Annotated in this window: 15 protein-coding genes; 2 read left to right on the top strand and 13 right to left on the bottom strand. The window is 69.7% G+C overall.

Translation table 11 applies throughout. From position 1 onward, the window contains the following. Positions 1–160 precede the first annotated feature (160 nt). From LBW94_RS19960 to LBW94_RS19985, 6 genes are all read right to left on the bottom strand, one after another. Positions 161–421 (bottom strand): LuxR C-terminal-related transcriptional regulator, encoded by a 261-nt coding sequence (locus LBW94_RS19960; protein WP_416276934.1) that lies wholly within the window; start codon positions 419–421, stop codon positions 161–163. Positions 422–668: 247 nt separating this feature from the next. Then, a complete protein-coding gene (locus LBW94_RS19965; protein WP_225059210.1) occupies positions 669–1925 on the bottom strand; it encodes a serine hydrolase domain-containing protein in 1257 nt (418 codons plus the stop codon). Between the two features lie 3 nt (positions 1926–1928). Continuing rightward, positions 1929–4013, bottom strand: a complete 2085-nt coding sequence (locus tag LBW94_RS19970; protein WP_225059209.1) for a hypothetical protein — start codon at positions 4011–4013, stop codon at positions 1929–1931. A 21-nt stretch (positions 4014–4034) separates the two neighbouring features. After that, on the bottom strand, positions 4035–5042 hold the full coding sequence (locus LBW94_RS19975) for a protein phosphatase 2C domain-containing protein (RefSeq protein WP_225059208.1): 1008 nt from the start codon (positions 5040–5042) through the stop codon (positions 4035–4037). Then, positions 5042–5713 (bottom strand): vWA domain-containing protein, encoded by a 672-nt coding sequence (locus tag LBW94_RS19980; protein ID WP_225059207.1) that lies wholly within the window; start codon positions 5711–5713, stop codon positions 5042–5044. Before LBW94_RS19980 ends, LBW94_RS19975 begins: the two co-directional genes overlap by 1 nt. A 57-nt stretch (positions 5714–5770) precedes the next feature. Then, positions 5771–6091, bottom strand: a complete 321-nt coding sequence (locus tag LBW94_RS19985) for a hypothetical protein (protein WP_225059206.1) — start codon at positions 6089–6091, stop codon at positions 5771–5773. Positions 6092–6280: 189 nt separating this feature from the next. On the opposite strand from LBW94_RS19985, the gene LBW94_RS19990 reads away from it, so the two are divergent. Then, positions 6281–7165, top strand: a complete 885-nt coding sequence (locus tag LBW94_RS19990; RefSeq protein ID WP_225059205.1) for an SGNH/GDSL hydrolase family protein — start codon at positions 6281–6283, stop codon at positions 7163–7165. A 4-nt stretch (positions 7166–7169) separates the two neighbouring features. Continuing rightward, the gene (locus LBW94_RS19995; protein WP_225059204.1) at positions 7170–8441 is read left to right on the top strand and encodes an acyltransferase family protein; all 1272 of its coding nucleotides are present in this window, start codon (positions 7170–7172) and stop codon (positions 8439–8441) included. 12 nt (positions 8442–8453) lie between these two features. On the opposite strand, the gene LBW94_RS20000 is transcribed toward LBW94_RS19995, so the two are convergent. From LBW94_RS20000 to LBW94_RS20030, 7 genes are read right to left on the bottom strand one after another with little or no spacing between them, the layout of a single operon-like run. Beyond that, on the bottom strand, positions 8454–9248 hold the full coding sequence (locus tag LBW94_RS20000; protein ID WP_225059203.1) for an N-acyl homoserine lactonase family protein: 795 nt from the start codon (positions 9246–9248) through the stop codon (positions 8454–8456). Continuing rightward, positions 9245–10117, bottom strand: coding sequence for an isocitrate lyase/PEP mutase family protein (locus LBW94_RS20005; RefSeq protein WP_225059202.1), 873 nt, complete (start codon positions 10115–10117; stop codon positions 9245–9247). Before LBW94_RS20005 ends, LBW94_RS20000 begins: the two co-directional genes overlap by 4 nt. Continuing rightward, positions 10114–11598 carry an FAD-dependent tricarballylate dehydrogenase TcuA gene (gene tcuA, locus LBW94_RS20010; RefSeq protein WP_225059201.1) on the bottom strand — a complete coding sequence of 495 codons (1485 nt, stop codon included), beginning with the start codon at positions 11596–11598 and terminating at the stop codon, positions 10114–10116. The genes LBW94_RS20005 and tcuA overlap by 4 nt, the downstream gene beginning before the upstream one ends. 13 nt (positions 11599–11611) lie before the next feature. Further along, complete coding sequence (locus tag LBW94_RS20015) at positions 11612–13081, bottom strand: aldehyde dehydrogenase (protein ID WP_225059200.1); 1470 nt, start codon at positions 13079–13081, stop codon at positions 11612–11614. After that, positions 13078–13788, bottom strand: a complete 711-nt coding sequence (locus tag LBW94_RS20020) for a GntR family transcriptional regulator (protein WP_225059199.1) — start codon at positions 13786–13788, stop codon at positions 13078–13080. Before LBW94_RS20020 ends, LBW94_RS20015 begins: the two co-directional genes overlap by 4 nt. Continuing rightward, a complete protein-coding gene (locus tag LBW94_RS20025) occupies positions 13785–15026 on the bottom strand; it encodes a PrpF domain-containing protein (protein ID WP_225059198.1) in 1242 nt (413 codons plus the stop codon). Before LBW94_RS20025 ends, LBW94_RS20020 begins: the two co-directional genes overlap by 4 nt. Continuing rightward, the gene (locus tag LBW94_RS20030; RefSeq protein ID WP_225059197.1) at positions 15026–15925 is read right to left on the bottom strand and encodes an NAD(P)-dependent oxidoreductase; all 900 of its coding nucleotides are present in this window, start codon (positions 15923–15925) and stop codon (positions 15026–15028) included. Before LBW94_RS20030 ends, LBW94_RS20025 begins: the two co-directional genes overlap by 1 nt. Positions 15926–16236 lie beyond the last annotated feature (311 nt).

Raw genomic sequence — 16236 nt, forward strand, 5'->3', positions numbered from 1 at the left:
GAGGCCGGGCAATCAACCTTTCCACGGACGAGAAGGTCCGGGATTTCGAAGCGTAACGCACGGAAACGCCGGGCCGGAACCGGGAACAACCGTTCCCGGCGCCGGTTTCCCGGGCGCGCCAATGTGCCCATCTATCGACCGTCCGGAATGTTTGACGGATTCACAGGTCGTTCACATCGATGAGCCCGTCCTGCACCGCACGCGCCATCAGTGCGGCTTTTGTGGGCGCCGGCCGACCCGCCTCCGCATATTTCTTCCGAATCCGCGCGAGATGGGTGTTCAATGTACTTGCCGTAACGAAGAGGTGTGCGCAGGCATCGGCCTTGGTATCGCGCTTTATCCACTCCACCAGCACTTCCCGCTCCCGGCGCGACAGCGGCGGACGGGTGATACGGGATACACGCGCGGCGTGGGGGCACAGCCCGGACCGGCCGCAACCGCAATGCTGGACGGGCCGCTCGGATTCCGCGACCCCGCTCTTGTTGTCAACTATCGGAAACAATACGAAAATCCCTCCCTGTGGTTCGCGCCACATCCGGTATCGTCATCCGGGATGCGGCACAGGGAAATTCAAACACAATTTCCGATCGCATTCTGCGCAAATGCGAGAACAGTTGATATCCGACCGGTAACGATGGATTCCGGCGCCGCTTCTCGCCGGGATCGTGTCACCGGAGGTGGTACAGGGCCCGGACGATCCCGTAGGCGATCTCGTTCGCGGGCCGGCCACCGGCCGGACCGTCGCGGACCGTGCACAGCACCACGATCGTCACGTCCCGGACCGGGTCGTAGCCCATGAACGTCTGGAACCCCGGAATCGCCCCGTCGTGACCGAGCATCGGACCGAACGATTCGAGTGCCAGCCCATAGCGATTGGCGGTCGGATCCAGCGGATCGAGGGGCGCGGCACTGTCCAGCCGGGCCTGCTGCAACCGGGCGTCGAGCAGGGTCGTCCCGCCGACCAGCGCGCGGACGTAGGTCGCCAGATCCGCCGCGGTGGAGATCACCGCGCCGGCGGCCCAGATCCAGGTGGGATTCAGTCCGGTGACATCGGCGGGCAGCAGCGTGCCGTCACGCACCGCGCGCAATTGGTCCTCCGGTAGCCGTGGCGAGGCCAGCGCGGAAACGTTGCTGCCGTACAGATAACCGTGCGGCGAGGGTGCCGGGATCGTGGCGTCGCCGGGTGCGGGGAACGATGTCCGGGTCAGGCCCAGTGGCCGGAAGACCCGTTGCGACAGTTCGGTGGCGATGCTGTTGCCGGTGACCTGCTCGATGATCAGCGCCGCCAGGATCGTGTTCGTGTTCGAATAGCGGAATCCGCTGTCCGGCTCCGCATACGGAGTCCCCCGCCAGGCGATCCGCAGCAGTTCCTCGGGCTGCCATACTCGTCCGGGATCACGGTCGAGCGTCCGCGCGAACGCCGGATCCTCGTTGTAACTGAACAGGCCGCTGCGCATGTTCAGCAACTGCGCGATCGTGATCGTGTCGCCGTCCGGCACGTCGTCCCGGAACCGGGACACCGGATCGTCGAGCCGCAGCCTGCCCTCGTCGACCAATTGCAGCAGTACCGTGCCCACCATCGTCTTGGTCACCGAGCCGACCCGGAAGAAGTCGCCCACGCCGATCGGATCCGCACCACCGAGCTCCCGGCTCCCGAAGGCGTGCGACCAGGTCGACGTAGCCGTCCGCACCTGCACCACGGCAGCGGGTACCGCCATCGACTGCATCACGGCGTCGACGATCGGGATGACACGTGCGTCCAGGCCCGAGGCGGCGGCCGGGGCCGTGACGGCCGGGTCCCGGCGGATTCGGCCGGGACCGGCGTCGGCCGAGGTGAAAACCATGACACCGCACAGCACTCCGACGACGATGCCGCGGATGTTCGTACCGGCGGCGCCCGATCCGATGGCGCCCGGGTGCCGCATCGGTCACCGGCCGATGATCGAGACGGTGCCGACGGTGAAATCGGTGATGTAGGCGGCGCCGGTGGCACGATCGAAACCGACGCCGTGCGGATTGTCGCCCACCCGAACGGTATCGGTGACCCGGCGGGCGGCGGTGTCGATGATCGACACCGTGTCGACGCTGTGATCGGTGACGTACACCGTGTGGCCGCCCGGCGCGAACGCCACCCCGACCGGTCCGGAGCCTACCGAGATCGTGGTGGCGACAACACGTTTCGCCGTATCGATCACCGATACCGTGCCCGATTGATGATTCGTCACGTAGGCGGTGCCGGAGTCGACGGCGACGCCCCAGGGCTCCTGCCCGACCGGGATGACGGTGGCCACCGTCGCGCTGGTGGGGTCGATCACCGATACGGTATTGTCCCGTGCCGCAGCGACATAGACGCTGCCGGTGCTCCGATCGACCGCGATCCCGTACGGATGCGCGCCCACATGCACTGTCGCGGTGACGAACCGGTTGTTCGTATCGATGATCGAGACCGTGTCGTCGTCGAAATTGCTGACGTAGGCGGTCCGGCCACCGGCGTCGAGGGCGATGCCGTAGGGTGCGGCGCCGACCGCGATGTTCGCCACGAATTGTCTCGTGCGCGTGTCGATCACCGATACCGAGCGGGCGACGGCATTCGTGACGTAGGCGAGGTGCCGCGCCTGGTCCAGCGTGATCGCGGTCGGCTTGGCCGCCGCGGGCAGCGTGCTCTGCGCACCGGTGCCGGTATCGATCGCCGTGATGGTGTCGTCGTCGGCATCGGTGACGAACGCGGTTCGGTTGTCCGCGTCGACGACCACACCCCACGGGCTGTGCCCGACCCGGTCGGTGCCGATGACCCGCAGCTCGCCGGCGGCGGAGTTGTTCGGCGCCAACGCGTTCCCGCCCGGGGTGGCCCGATCGCCGCCACCACCGGACACCGAATGCAGGATCCACACCAGCGCCAGGAAGGCCAGCACGCCACCGCCCACGCTCTTGACGGCGATGGGCATCGAACCCCACCAGGAGCGGCGCGCGGCGCGGGAGGCCGAGTAGCCGCCCGGCGCCGTGCCGAACTGCGGCAGCGAGCCTGTGCCGCCCCCGGACTGCGGCGGCGTACCGGTGCCGTGCACGGGCGAGAACAGCGGGGCCGAACCGGTGCGCTGCCCGGTCGCCGGGGTCGCGGCCGCCGTCGGACCCACCGGCCGGGTGGAGGCGGCCGCGGCCGCCTGCGCGAGCTGCCGAACCCAATCCGCCGCCACGGGCCGCGCCGCCGGATCCTTGACCAGCGCGGACCGCACCAGGTCACGTACCGGCGCCGGCACGGTCGGGGGCAGTCGCGCCGGATCGCGAGTGGTCTGATCGCCGGTCAGCAGTCGCAGGGCCAGCAGGCCGAACTTGTAGCTGTCCGACGCCACGGTGGCGAGTTCCTCGGCTGGGTCGACGACGCGCACCTCCCAGCCCGGTGTCTCCAGTTGCGGCAGTGCGGATCTGCCATGCAGGCGCATGGCATCACAGTCGATGAAATACACCGCGCGGGTGGGGGACAGCGAGAACAGCATGTTCTTCGGCGACAGATCGCCGACGACCACGCCGTGGCGATGCAGCACGGTCAGTGCTCGCGCTGTCTCCCCGAGCAATTCGTATCGATGCCGATCGGTGAGCGGAATGCCACGCCGGGCGATGAACGAGTCGTCGTTGAGCAGATGCTGGAATTCGCCGAGCACCCGGGCGGGCCCGGACGACTTCATCATGTCGACGAAGAACCGATCCGGAATCGACGGCATCACGAAGCCCAGCACCGCCCCGGTGGCGTCGTCCTCCACCAACCGGCACGGCCACGCGACGAGCGACAGCAACTCCGTACCCGCACCGAACGGGAGCGACTCGAGATGGGCCGGCATGGATTCCAGCACCGCGACGTCCACGTCGACGAGCTTGTCGGGCTTGTATTCCTTGTACACCAGGGTTTTCGCGAACTGCATGTGCGCGTTGGGCGCGGTCGACACGGATCCCTGTCCCCCCGTCGCGATCTTGACCCGCTTACCCAGCGCCGACAGCTTCAGGCGCGGTAACGGCATGTGCGCCACCCTCTCGTCGGGTCATCGCGGCCGGGGCCAGATCGCGACGAGGGTGCGGTCGTCGTCGAAGGTCTCCCGGGAGAAGTCGAGAACATGGCCGAATTCGATGAGCGACGGCACCCGTCGTTCCAGCATCGTGCGGAACAACGCGCCCACCTCGCCGGTGCCCGCGCCCAGTGGATCGCCGAGTCCGTCGGTGCCGATCAGCAGCACGTCGTCCACGCCGACGATCACCCGGGCCGACTCGACCTCGGCGGGCACCCGCGGCAACCCGCTCACAGCCGAGGACGACAATCCGGATTCCGAGATCTGTTTACCGCCGAGCACCGGAACGAACCGGCCGCCGGTCAGCAGCCAGGCCACCGAATCGCCGACACCGGCGAGCCGCGCCGAGAGAGTGCCGTCGGGCAGCGGGTCGCAGACCGCGGCGACGAGGGTGGTGGCCAGGTGCTGTTCGGCCTGCGCCGCATCCGCTTCGGGCACGCCGAGTACCGCCACCGACTGCTCGATCAGCGCCCACGCCGCATACCGGAACAGCGTGTGCCAGTCGATCGCGGTGCTCGTGTCGGCACCGATGTCCGCGACATGGTCGGCGAGCCATTGGCTGGCGTAGCGAACAGCGGTACTCGCACCGATATGCGACTGCCGGGCACCGGAAACCCCGTCCGCGACAGCCACGTTCAGTCTGCGATCGAGCACGTGCGTGATCGCGAGATCGTCCTGGCGCGGTGCGCCGTTGTGCCGGTGCAGGTGCCCGCGCATCGAGCCCGCCCGGATGGTGAACGGCCCGACGGACCAGCCGTCGAGCACCGTGTCCGGTCGATACGGAATCCGCCGGAACTCCTCGGTCACCGCCACCGGTTCGAACAGTGGCGTCGCCCGGCCGACCACCACCGGCCACGCGGACGGCCTCGAATCCTGCTCCACGACAGCTACTTTCAGATCGCCCGGATCGGCCGGCCCGGGTTGTTGCGGGGCGCCGTCGAGATCGGCGGTCTGCGGCCTGCCGCTCTTGGGGAAGATGCGCATCAGACGGTGTCCACCGCGAGCGAGACGAAGCCGTCGGGCTTCTCGACTTGCAGGCTCGACTGCCCGGTCGCCAGCGCCTGGCCGGAGTTGATCACCGACTGGGTCAGCGCCGTGATGAACTTCGATATCGCCACACCGGTATCGGTCCCGGCCGCGGTGATGAACGCGTATCGCGAATCGGTCGCCACCTGCCGGATCACGTCGGCATCCGCCTCCCCGATGCCGAAGGCGAGAATGTTGGGGCGGGCGGCGAATCCGGTGAGCCGGGCGTGCGCCTGCTCCCATCCGTCACCACGATTGGGTACGCCGTCGGTCAGGAAGAACACCGCGGGTCGATTCACCAGGTAACCATCGTTCTTGAGCGCCTGGATATCTCGCGGGATGCGGCCGGTCAGCGCGTCGAACACCGTCGCGAAGGAGGTGGAGCCCCGCGCCGACAGCGCGGGCATCCGCTCGATCCCGCGCAGATCGACCGGCTCCAGGTAGCACACCGCGGTGTCGGCGAAACCCAGCACGCAGAAACGCACTTTGGCGGCCGCCATCGACTCGCTCTGCAAGGCGTCCAGCAAGCTGGTCAGCCCCTGATTCAGCTCACCGATGTACGGGTACATGGAGCCGGACTCGTCGGCGACGAAGTACACGGGCAGGACAGTTCCGAGTGGTTCGCTCATGGGATCACTGGTCACCTTCCGGCGATTGCGGGTGGTTGGACGATCGGTGGGGCCGGATCAATAGCCGGCCCGGGGCTCGAACCCCGGATCACTCAGGGTGGGCGGCGCTTTCGCGACCGGCGTCGGTTCGACCGGAGGTCGTTCGATCGGCGCCGCCACCGTGGCCCGCGGCGGCGCCGGTTGCTCCGCCGGCCCGCTCTGCGGTGCGTCCGTCGCCGGTTCCGGCGCCGGATCGCCGGTCTCCGGCGGCGGTGTCTCGCGAGCGACCGGAACCGGCTGCGGCAGTACGGTGGTCACCGTGGTCGAGCCGATCGGCGCCGATTCGTGACTGCGCGCACAACCCGCCGGAAGCCCGGCCAGCGTGACCGCCGCAACCACCCCCACGACCGTTGCGACGACGGCCCTCGGCCGAAAATTCCTTCCGCGCACGGTAACAGGCTATTGCGCAGACAGCTGCACAGCTGTCGTCCGTTCGGACGATAGTGCGGGCCGCCGTCACCGGCCGATACTGATCTCCCCTGTGCCCGGTGCGCGCACCGAGCCGGCCGATCGGGAGGTTCGAGAACATTGAGATCACTCACCGCCGCCCTTCTCGCGGCCGTGTGCATCGTGGCGCTGCCGGCGACCGCGGAGGCCGCCGACGATGCCGGGAAAACCGTTGTCGTCATGGGTGATTCGTATACGGCGACCGCGCCGCTGCTCGGGCAGGCCGACGACGGCTGCATGCGCTCGACCACCTCCTGGCCGAACCAGCTCGCCGCGAACCTCGGAAGTCGCAGCACCGCAGCGATTCTGGACACCTCCTGCAACGGTGGCACGATCGACACCGGGGACGGCTGGACCCTGCTGCACCAGGCACGGAAAGCGGCCGCCACGGCATCGTTCGGACCGGCCACCCGGGCCGTGCTGATCCAACTCGGCATGAACGACACCTGGGGCGCCTCCACCGGGCGGGCGTTCCCCTCGGTGGACTGCCTGCTCGACATCGTCCGCGGCTGTGGCCTCGAGGCGGCCGACGAGAATCGGCTACCCGACTACCGGGCGGTGACCGGCGCGGTGTACGCGGATCGCATCCGCGAGGTGGTCGATTACGTCCGCTACTACGCACCGGCCGCCGCGGTGGTGCTGGTGGGATATCCGGAGGTGTTCTCCCCCGGGCAATCGGCGGCGTGCATGGATCTCGCTGCCGGCCGTGTGGTCCAGCCGCGGGCCGAGGGGTATCTCACCTATCTCGATCGCCTGCAACAGGCGGGGCACGACGCGGCCGGGCTGCTGGGTATCCGATTCCTCGATGTCCGGGCGATCACCGCGGGACACGGCAGTTGCACCGCCGAATCATGGATCAGCGGGCTGACCGCTGCCGACTCACCGTTCGCGGGCGCACCGGTCCACCCGAACGCCGCGGGCAACGCGGCCGTGGCCGTCGCCGTCGAGCAATCGCTGGGTCTGTGACATCGTGAGCGCGCCCCGGACCGGCGAGGCACTGCCCGCCCTCACCGGAGCCCGCTGGTGGGCCGCCTTCGCGGTGTTCGTCCTGCACGCCCTGGTCTTCCTGCCGGTCTATCCCTTCCAGAAATCGGCCCTGTTCCGCACGCTGCACGGCCTGTTCCCGATGCAACTCGGCGCCGCCGGGGTCGCCTTCTTCTTCGTACTGTCCGGCTTCGTGATCGCCTGGTCGTTCCGGCCCGGCACGACCGTGTGGACGTTCTACCGGCGCCGGGCGCTGAAGATCTACCCCACCCATCTGGCGGCCGTGGCCGTCTTCGTCGTCGCCGCGCCCGTGCCGATGTCGAGACCGGTGACCTGGCTGCCCGACACCCTGCTGATCCAGGCGTGGGTGCCGAAGTGGACGACCGTCGGCGGGCTCAACGTCCCGTCGTGGTCACTGTGCTCGGAATTGCTGTTCTACCTGAGCTTTCCGGCAATGCTGCCGCTGATCCGCCGGATACCGCGAGCGCGACTGCCGCGGGCCGTGGCAGTCCTGCTCCTGGCGATGGTCGCGTTGCACATCGGCCTCCACCTCTGGGTGGACGGCCCGAAAGGCATCGCGAACACCTTCGCCCCCAGGCTGTTACGCGGCGACGACTCCCCTCGCTTCGAAATCCACGCCTCACCACAGTGGTTCGCCCAGCCCGACATCCCGATCGCCCCGTCGTACTGGCTCGGCTACACCTTTCCCCTCGTCCGGCTGCCCGAGTTCTACCTGGGCGTCCTGGCAGCCCGCCTGGTCGCCGAGGGACTGTGGCGCAATCTCCGCCTCGGGCCACCCCTGGCCGCAACGGCTCTCGCCTACACCGCCACCTGGTGGGTACCGGTCAACTTCAAGATGTCGGTACTGGTCGTGGCCCCGATGACCGCGGTCGTCGCCACCCTCGCCGCCCGCGACCGAGCCGGGATATCGGGCATCAACACCACCGGTCCCCTGCGCTGGCTCGGCAACATCTCCTACGCCTTCTACCTGATCCAGTTCCCCGTCATGGTGATCCTGACCCGCCTGCTGATCGGCGGCCACCGCTACGGCGTCACAGGCTGGGCCGCCTACACCGCAGCCACCTTCGCCCTGTCCGTCCTCGCCGCCGCAGCCCTGTACCACTGCCTGGACCAGCCGATCATGAACCACTTCGTACGCCGCCGCCCCCAAGCCCCACCGGCGCCCGCCGAGGCGGCGGACACCGAACCACTCGACGACCATCGGGTGGCCGGAACCCGCGGGGGCGGGGCCGGGTGACGCAACCGCCGGTCAGGCGATTCGCACGGCGGTGCCCGCGGTGCCCTCGACCGGGGGGAAGCGGTGCAGGACCTCCGGGTCGTGGCCGGGGATGATCAGGTCCTCGGAGGTGGCCAGTTCGTGCATGAGGTCGAAGGCGTGATACATGCCGGGCAGGTCGGTGTGGACGGCGAAAGGGGCGTCGCCGCAGACGTTTCCGTAGAAGTGGGAGGAGTCGGCGGCGAGGACCACGGTGCCGGCGGCGGTGGCGATGCTGACGATCTGCATGCCCGCGGTATGGCCACCGACCAGGTGGACCCGGACGCCGGGGACCAGTTCCCGGTCGCCGTCGACGTAGTCGAGGCGGCCCGCCAGGCCGAATTCGACCAGGCGGGTGATGTCCTCGGTCTCGATGAGGCGGTGGAATTCCTTGCGGGAGGCGAAACGGCCGGTCCAGAAGGCCATTTCGCGGGACTGGACGACGAAGCGGGCGTTCGGGAACGCGTCCAGGTCACCGACGTGGTCGTAGTGGAAGTGGGAGAGGACGACCGTCGGGACCGTGGCGCAGTCGACGCCGAGCAGGGCCAGGGCTGCCGAGGGGGCGCGGAAGTGGGTGCGGTGGCGGCGTTCCGCCATCGCGGCGGTGAAACCCGCGTCGACCACGATATCGGCGTCCGGGGTGCGGACGAGCCAGACGTAGTAGTCCAGTGGCATCTGCTGATCGCGCGGATCGGCGGCGCAGCCGTGGAAGTATTCGCCGCGAGTGCCGCCGGGGTGTTCGCCGAATTTGATCGCGTACACCTCGTGCGCGGGCTGGGACCGGGTCACGGCCGGGCCTCCTCGTCCACGGTGACGCTGTAGCGCGCGTCCAGGGCGTCGAATTCCGTGCGGCGCACCAGGCGTTGCCGTTCGGTCCAGGTGGCGATGCGGTCCTCGGCGACGGATCCGGTGTCGCGCAACAGGTTCAGGGCATCCTGCATGCCGCGCAGGCCGGCCAGCAGCGGCAGGTTGGCGTGCAGCGCGATCGAGAAGCCCAGATCGGCCAGGCGCTGTTCGGGCAGCATCGGGGTGGCGCCGCCGACCACCAGGTTGATGATCTTCGGGCCGGCGACCTTCGCGGCGATCGTCTCGATCTCGGCCTCGGACACCGGCGCTTCGACGAACAGGATGTCCGCGCCCGCCGCGTGATAGCGGTTCGCGCGCGCGCAGGCGTCGTCGAGGCCGGTGATCGCGCGGGCGTCGGTGCGGGCCACGATCAGGGTGTCCGGACTGCGCCGGGCCTCCACCGCGGCCCGGATCTTGGTCACCATCTCCGCGGCCGGAATCACGGCCTTGCCCGCGAAGTGGCCGCAGCGCTTCGGAAAGGTCTGATCCTCCAGCTGGATCGCGTCGGCGCCCGCGCGCTCCAACTCCCGCACGGTGCGCCGCACGTTCAGCGGATTGCCGAATCCGGTGTCGGCGTCCACGATCAGCGGCAGGTCCACCGCGGACCGGATCGCGGACACGTGGGTCACCAGTTCGCCGAAGCCGAGCAGGCCGATATCCGGCACGCCCAGATGGGTGTTGGCCACCCCGGCTCCGGTCACGTAGAGGCAGGCGAAGCCGCAGTCCTCGATCACGCGGGCGGTCAGCGCATTCGCAGCGCCCGGGACGACCGTCAGCCGTCCCGAATCCAGCAGGTCGCGCAGCCGGCTCACGAGGCGGCCGCCGCGTTGACACCGGCGATCCGGCCGAACACCGCACCGCGCATCAGACCCGCACCGGCGGCGTAGTTGTGGTGGAAGAAGTCACCGGCGATCTCGCCGGTGGCGTAGAGACCGGGCATCGGCTGCCCGGTCACGTCCAGCACCCGGGCCTCGGTGTCGATCTTCAGGCCACCGTAGGTGAAGGTGATGCCACAGGTCACCGGATAGGCGACGAACGGGCCGCGGTCCAGCGTGACGGCCCAATTCGATTTGGGCGGTTGACCTTCCGGATGGGCGGCCACCCCGTCCAGGGTGATCGGGTCGAAGCGCAGATCGGCGTCGTCGGCCACCGCCTTGTTGAAACCGGCCACCGTCGCCAGCAGCGTGTCCGCCGGAATGTGCAGCAGCGCAGCGAGTTCCGCCAGAGTGTCGGCTTCGACCGGGGTGCCGGTGCGGTACCGCGGTTCCAGCAGGTGCGCGGCCCGGCGGTCGAAGATCTGGTACGCCACCGCGCCCTTCTGCCGCAGGATCGCGCCGCCGGTCTTGGCGTAGGTGAGGAAGACCTGGTCCTCACCCTCGTCCACGAACCGCAGGCCATCCGAATTGACCAGCAGCGCATACGGATACGAGTAGCGGGCCAACTTGTCGGTCAGGCGCAGATCACCGACGGGCGGATGGGCGGCGTCCTGCGGGCTGGCGTGGCAGCCACCCCAGTGCCCGGCCGGCTGCGCACCGGCGGCCAGCGCCTTCACCAGCATCGTGCCCATGTTGAACCGGGTGCCGCGCACCTTCACCAGATCCCAGCCGGGGCCGAGGTAGCGCATCCGCATCTCCGGATTGGCCTCGAAGCCGCCGCTGGCCAGCACCACCGCGCCGCGCACCTGTTCGTACCGGTCGGCGCGGCGCACCACGACGCCGTCGACGGTGGCGCCGCGGGTGATCAGATCGTGGGCGGGAGCGTCGTACCAGATGTCGATGCCCGCGTTCTCCGCCGCCGCGAACAGCGCAGCCACCAGGCCGACGCCCTCGTGCCGGACGCGGATCGCCCCGCCCGGGGTGAGCGCGTACACCTTGTCGAGGTTGTCGAGGTCGAACAGCTTGTTGGCGGTCAGTTCCCATTCGACCCCGTAGCCGCGCATCCAGCGCAGGGTGTCGAAGGAGCGGTCCACGACCGTCTCGACCAGTTCCCGGGGCGGATGGCCCTGCGAGGTGCTCATCCAGTCGCCGATGTAGTCCTCGCGGCCGTAGGCGGCGACCGAGACCCGGTCCAGCACTTGCCCGTCCGGATCGGCGAGAATCGGCCGGATCGAATCCAGTCCGTCGTGGACCGCCCGGAAGATCGAGCCGGAGAACCGGCTGTTGCCGCCGCGTTCGGCGTGACTCGCGGCCTCCAGCACCAGGACCCGGGCCCCGGCCTCGCGCGCGGCGAGCGCCGCCACCAGACCGGCATTTCCGGCGCCGGCCACGATCACATCGTATTCTGTTGCAGACAAAGCGAATTCCCTCTCAGGTCCGGATCACGAACGGATCCCGGGCGGCGCCGGAATAGTCCATCATCACGTTCTGGGTGTAGGTGTATTCGGCGAGTGCGTCCTCGCCGCGTTCGCGGCCGTAGCCGCTGCGTTTGATGCCGCCGAAGGGAGCCTGGGCGGCGGTGCTGCGATAGGTGTTGACCCAGACCGAGCCCACCTCGAGCTGGTCCACCACGCGGTGCACGCGATCGATGTCGCGGCTCCAGACCGCCGCCGCCAGACCGTATTCCACGCCGTTGGCGATGCGCACCGCCTCGTCCTCGTCGTCGAACGGGATCACCGACAGCACCGGGCCGAACACCTCCTCGGCGGCGATCCGCATGTCCGGCCGCACATCCGCGAAAACCGTGGGGGCGACGAACAATCCGTCGCCGAGGCCCGGCCCCTCGGCGCGGCCACCGCCGGCGACGAGGGTGGCGCCCTCGGCCTTCGCGGCCTCGATCAGGCGCAGGATCCGCTGGTACTGCAGCTCGTTGGCGACCGGGCCCATCTCGGTGGCCAGGTCCAGCGGGTCGCCGAGCCGGATCGCCGCCGCGCGTTCGGCGATGGCGGTCACCACCCGGTCGTAGACCGGCCGGTGCACCAGCAGCCGGGAACCGGCCACACAGGTCTGCCCGGCGGCGGCGAAGATCCCGGAGACCGCGCCGACGATCGCGCGGTCCAGGTCGGCGTCGTCGAAGACGATGTTCGGTGATTTGCCGCCCAGTTCCAGGGTGACCGGAACCAGCCGTCGCGCCGCGGTTTCCGCGATGTGGGTGCCGGTGGCGCTGCCGCCGGTGAAGCTGATCTTGGCGACCGCCGGATCGGTGATCAGCGCCTCCCCCGCCGCCGGGCCGCCGGTGATCACGTTGATCACCCCCGGCGGGAAGCCGACCTCGCAGGCCAGCCGGGCCAGCTCGCAGGTGGTCACCGAGGCGTGCTCGGAGGGTTTGATCACCACGGCGTTGCCGGTGGCCAGCGCGGGTGGAAGTTTGTTGGCCAGCAACCCGATCGGCGAATTCCAGGCGGTGATCAGCGCGGCCACGCCGAACGGGCGGCGGCGGGTGTAGTCGAACAGGCTGGGGTTGTCCAGCGGGATGGTGCGGCCGTAGAGCTTGTCGGCGTATCCGGCGAAGAAGCGCAGATTCCGGGCGGCGAACACCATCTGGCTGCCGGTCTCCCGGATGATCTTGCCGTTGTCGGTGGATTCCATCCGGGCCATCGGCTCGGCCTCGGCCTGCAGGGCGTCGGCCAGCGCGTGCATCAGCCGGGCGCGCTCGACTCCCGGTGTGCGCCGCCAGGTTTCGTGGAAGGTGCGGTGCGCGGCCGCGACCGCCGTGCCCACCTCGGCGGCGGAGGCGTCGGGGATGGTGGCCCACACCCGGCCGGTGTACGGGTTGACCGCGTCCCGGGTGGCCGACCCCTCGACGGGTTTGCCGTCGATGATCATCGCCGCGTGTTTCATCTCGTCTCCTCGCTGTCTCGGTCGGGCAGCAGCTGCCGGACGTGCGCCTGCGCGGCGTCCAGATGGTCGGCCATCGCGGCAGCCGCCGCCTCGGGATCGCGCTCGCGCAGCGCCCGGTAGATCCGGTGGTGCTCGGTATAGGCCGCGCGGGCGCGGTCGGGGACCCCGCCGGATCGAGCGCGAGCCAGTCGCAGCTGGGTGGTCACCCCGCGCGCGGTGTCGACCAGCCTGGGGTTGCCGCTCATCTCCAGGATCTGCTGGTGGAAGTCCAGGTCGCGCGGGTACGGGCGGTCCGGATCACCGAGCGCTTCGCCGGTGCGGACCAGGAATTTCTCCAGCTCGTCGAGCGCCGCGTCGTCGGCGCGAACCGCCGCCAGCCGGGCGGCGGCGCATTCCAGCGCCTGGCGGACCTCGGCGAGATGCCCGACGGTCTCCAGGTCGAAGCTCGCCACGAAGGTGCCCCGGCCCGCGACCGTGCGCACCAGCCCCTCACCGATCAACGCCTGCAACGCCTCCCGGATCGGGGGCCGGCTGATGTTCAGCTGCGCGGCGAGCTCGACCTCGTTCAATCGCTCACCGGGAGCGAAGGTTCCGGACAGGATCGACTGGCGCAGGATCGGCGTCACCTCGTCGGCGAGACGGCGCGGCCGGAACACCGAACTGTCGAAATCCCCCAGCGGACAGCCGGATTGCCGCTCCCCGGTCATCGGCGGACTCCCGCGGCGGCGTGCGGCCGGACCGGATGGTCGCCCGCGAGATACGCGGTGCCGCTCATCAAGCGGCGCGCGGTGCGCACCACACCGACCGATTCGACCACCGGCGCGCCCCCGGCATCGGCACCGACCGTGGCGAGCACGTCCACCGTGCCCAGCGGATGCCCGATCCGCAACGGTTCGCCGGTCTCACGAGCGAACTCGACGGCACCGCAATCCGATTCGGCGGGATCGCGGCCGGAATCCGCGGTGACGCCGGCCGAACCGGCGGGATCGCGGCCGGAAGCGGCTGTGCCGCAGGCGTATTCGTGTGGCAGCGTGCCCGGCAGCCGGACCGCCGCCGCCAGGCACAGGGCCGCGGTCATCGGCACCGCGCGGTGGATCGCGCCCATCGACACCGCGACCACCTCCACGCCGGTCTCCTCCGTACCCGGGGCGACCAGCACGATGCGCGGGATCACCGGCGACAGTTCCCTTGCGTCCGAAGCATTCTCGACGACGCCGAGCAGGCGCGCGGCCTCGCCACGGGCCTGTTCGAGGCGATCGCACAGCGCGCGGTCGGCATTCCATTCGGCCACCGTGCGCGCGTGCGGGACCACCCCGAAATCCGCGGCGCGGGCGAAGACGTAGGCGGTGGTCACGTCCACCAGCGACACCTGCACCGGCCCGTCCGGCAGTTCGACCGTGTCCCGGGCGCGGCCGGTCGGCAGCAACCGGCCGGTGACCGCCCCGCCGGGACGCAGATAGTGTGTGGCGATGGGCGCGCCGGGCCGGGGCACCCCCGCGACGCGCTGGTCGCCGTCGGAGCGGGCCCGGCCGTCGCGCACCGGTACGTCGGCCTCGATCCGGACACCGGTGTTGCCGTTGATCATTCGCACCCGCGTCACGGGTTCGACCGCGGGCGTCAGGCCCTCGTCCACGGCGAAGGCGGCGACCGCGGTGGTGAGGTTGCCGCAGTTGCCCTTCCAGTCGACGGTCGGCGTGTCGATGCCGACCTGGCCGAACCAATACACCACCGTGCCATCGGATTCGCGGTCGACGACCATGACCTTGCTGGTGCTGGAATAGGTTCCGCCGAGACCGTCGATCTGCATCGGATCCGGGCTGCCCATCAGGTCGAGCACCAGCGCGTCCCGCTCCGGCCCGGCCGGCGGCAGGTCCCGGGCGTGCAGGAAGACGCCCTTGCTGGTGCCGCCGCGCATCAGCACCGCGGGAATCTCACTGCCGGACACTAGCTTCCGGCCTTGTCGAGCAACCGCACCACGGCGGTGTGATAGTTGTCGGCGAAGCCCTCGTCGCACAGCCGGTCCAGCAGGGAGTGCGCGAGCGTGGCGGCGGGCAGCTCCACACCGAGTTCGGCGGCGACGTCGAGGGTGTAGCCGATGTCCTTGCGCATGTAGGCGGCCGGGAAGATGCCGGTCGGGTGCACATCCGGCAGCAGCGCGGACCGGCCGTGGTTCTCCAGTGCGAAGCTGCCCGCCGAACCGCCGCCGAGCACGTCGAACAGCACCTCGTCGGCGACCAGCCCACTGCGCCGGGCCAGGGTGACCGCCTCGGCGAGGGCCACCACGGTCTCGAAGACCACGGTGTTGTTGACCAGTTTCAGCAGTGCGCCGGCGCCGGCCGGGCCGCAGTGCGTGACATCGGTGCCCATCGTGCGCAGCAGCGGTTCGGCCCGCGCGAAATCCGCGGCCGTGCCACCGGCCATGATCGCGAGCGTGCCCGCGATCGCCGCCTTGCGGGTGCGGGCCACCGGCGCGTCCAGAAATCCGCACTGCCGCTGGGCAAGTCGCTCGTGCGCGGCCCGCGCGATGCCGACCGGCGTGGTGGACAGATCGACCACCAGCGTGCCGGGCCGGGCGCTGTCGAGGATCCCGCCCGTGTCGTAGAGCACCGACGACACCTCCGGGCCGCCGGGCAGGGACAGGAAGACGATGTCCGCGGCGGCGGCCACCTCGCCGGCCGATCCGGCCGCGGTCGCCCCCGCCGCGACCAGCGGGCCGAGGTTGTCCGGTTTCGGATCGAACACCACGACCGGGTGGCCGGACTTGCGGAGCAGATTGTGGCATTCGGCGGAACCCATCACGCCGAGGCCGAGGAAACCGAGTATTTCGGGATTCGTGCCGGTCACGCGGCGCTCCCGGAGATGACTGTGCTGGCGGACACGACGATCGCCTGCCTCTCTCGAACGTCCCTGTTCGTTCAATGCTTGCAAGGATAGTAAGCATTGAATGTGTCGCCTGTCTACAGGCGACACCCGCCGCGGCGCAGGCCCGATCCGCGTTCTTCGGCCGTTGATCGCATGCCGCGCGGAGCCAGCGGGTAGCGTCGGGGTCACCGGCAGCGACCCATCGATCGGCGAAATGCCGTGAACCGGTCGTCACCCGGTCCCCCGGGTGGACGCATCAGGCGCTCATTCGAGGACGATCTGCAAGGAGTCTT

The organism is Nocardia sp. alder85J (assembly GCF_020176955.2).
Classification (GTDB): domain Bacteria; phylum Actinomycetota; class Actinomycetes; order Mycobacteriales; family Mycobacteriaceae; genus Nocardia.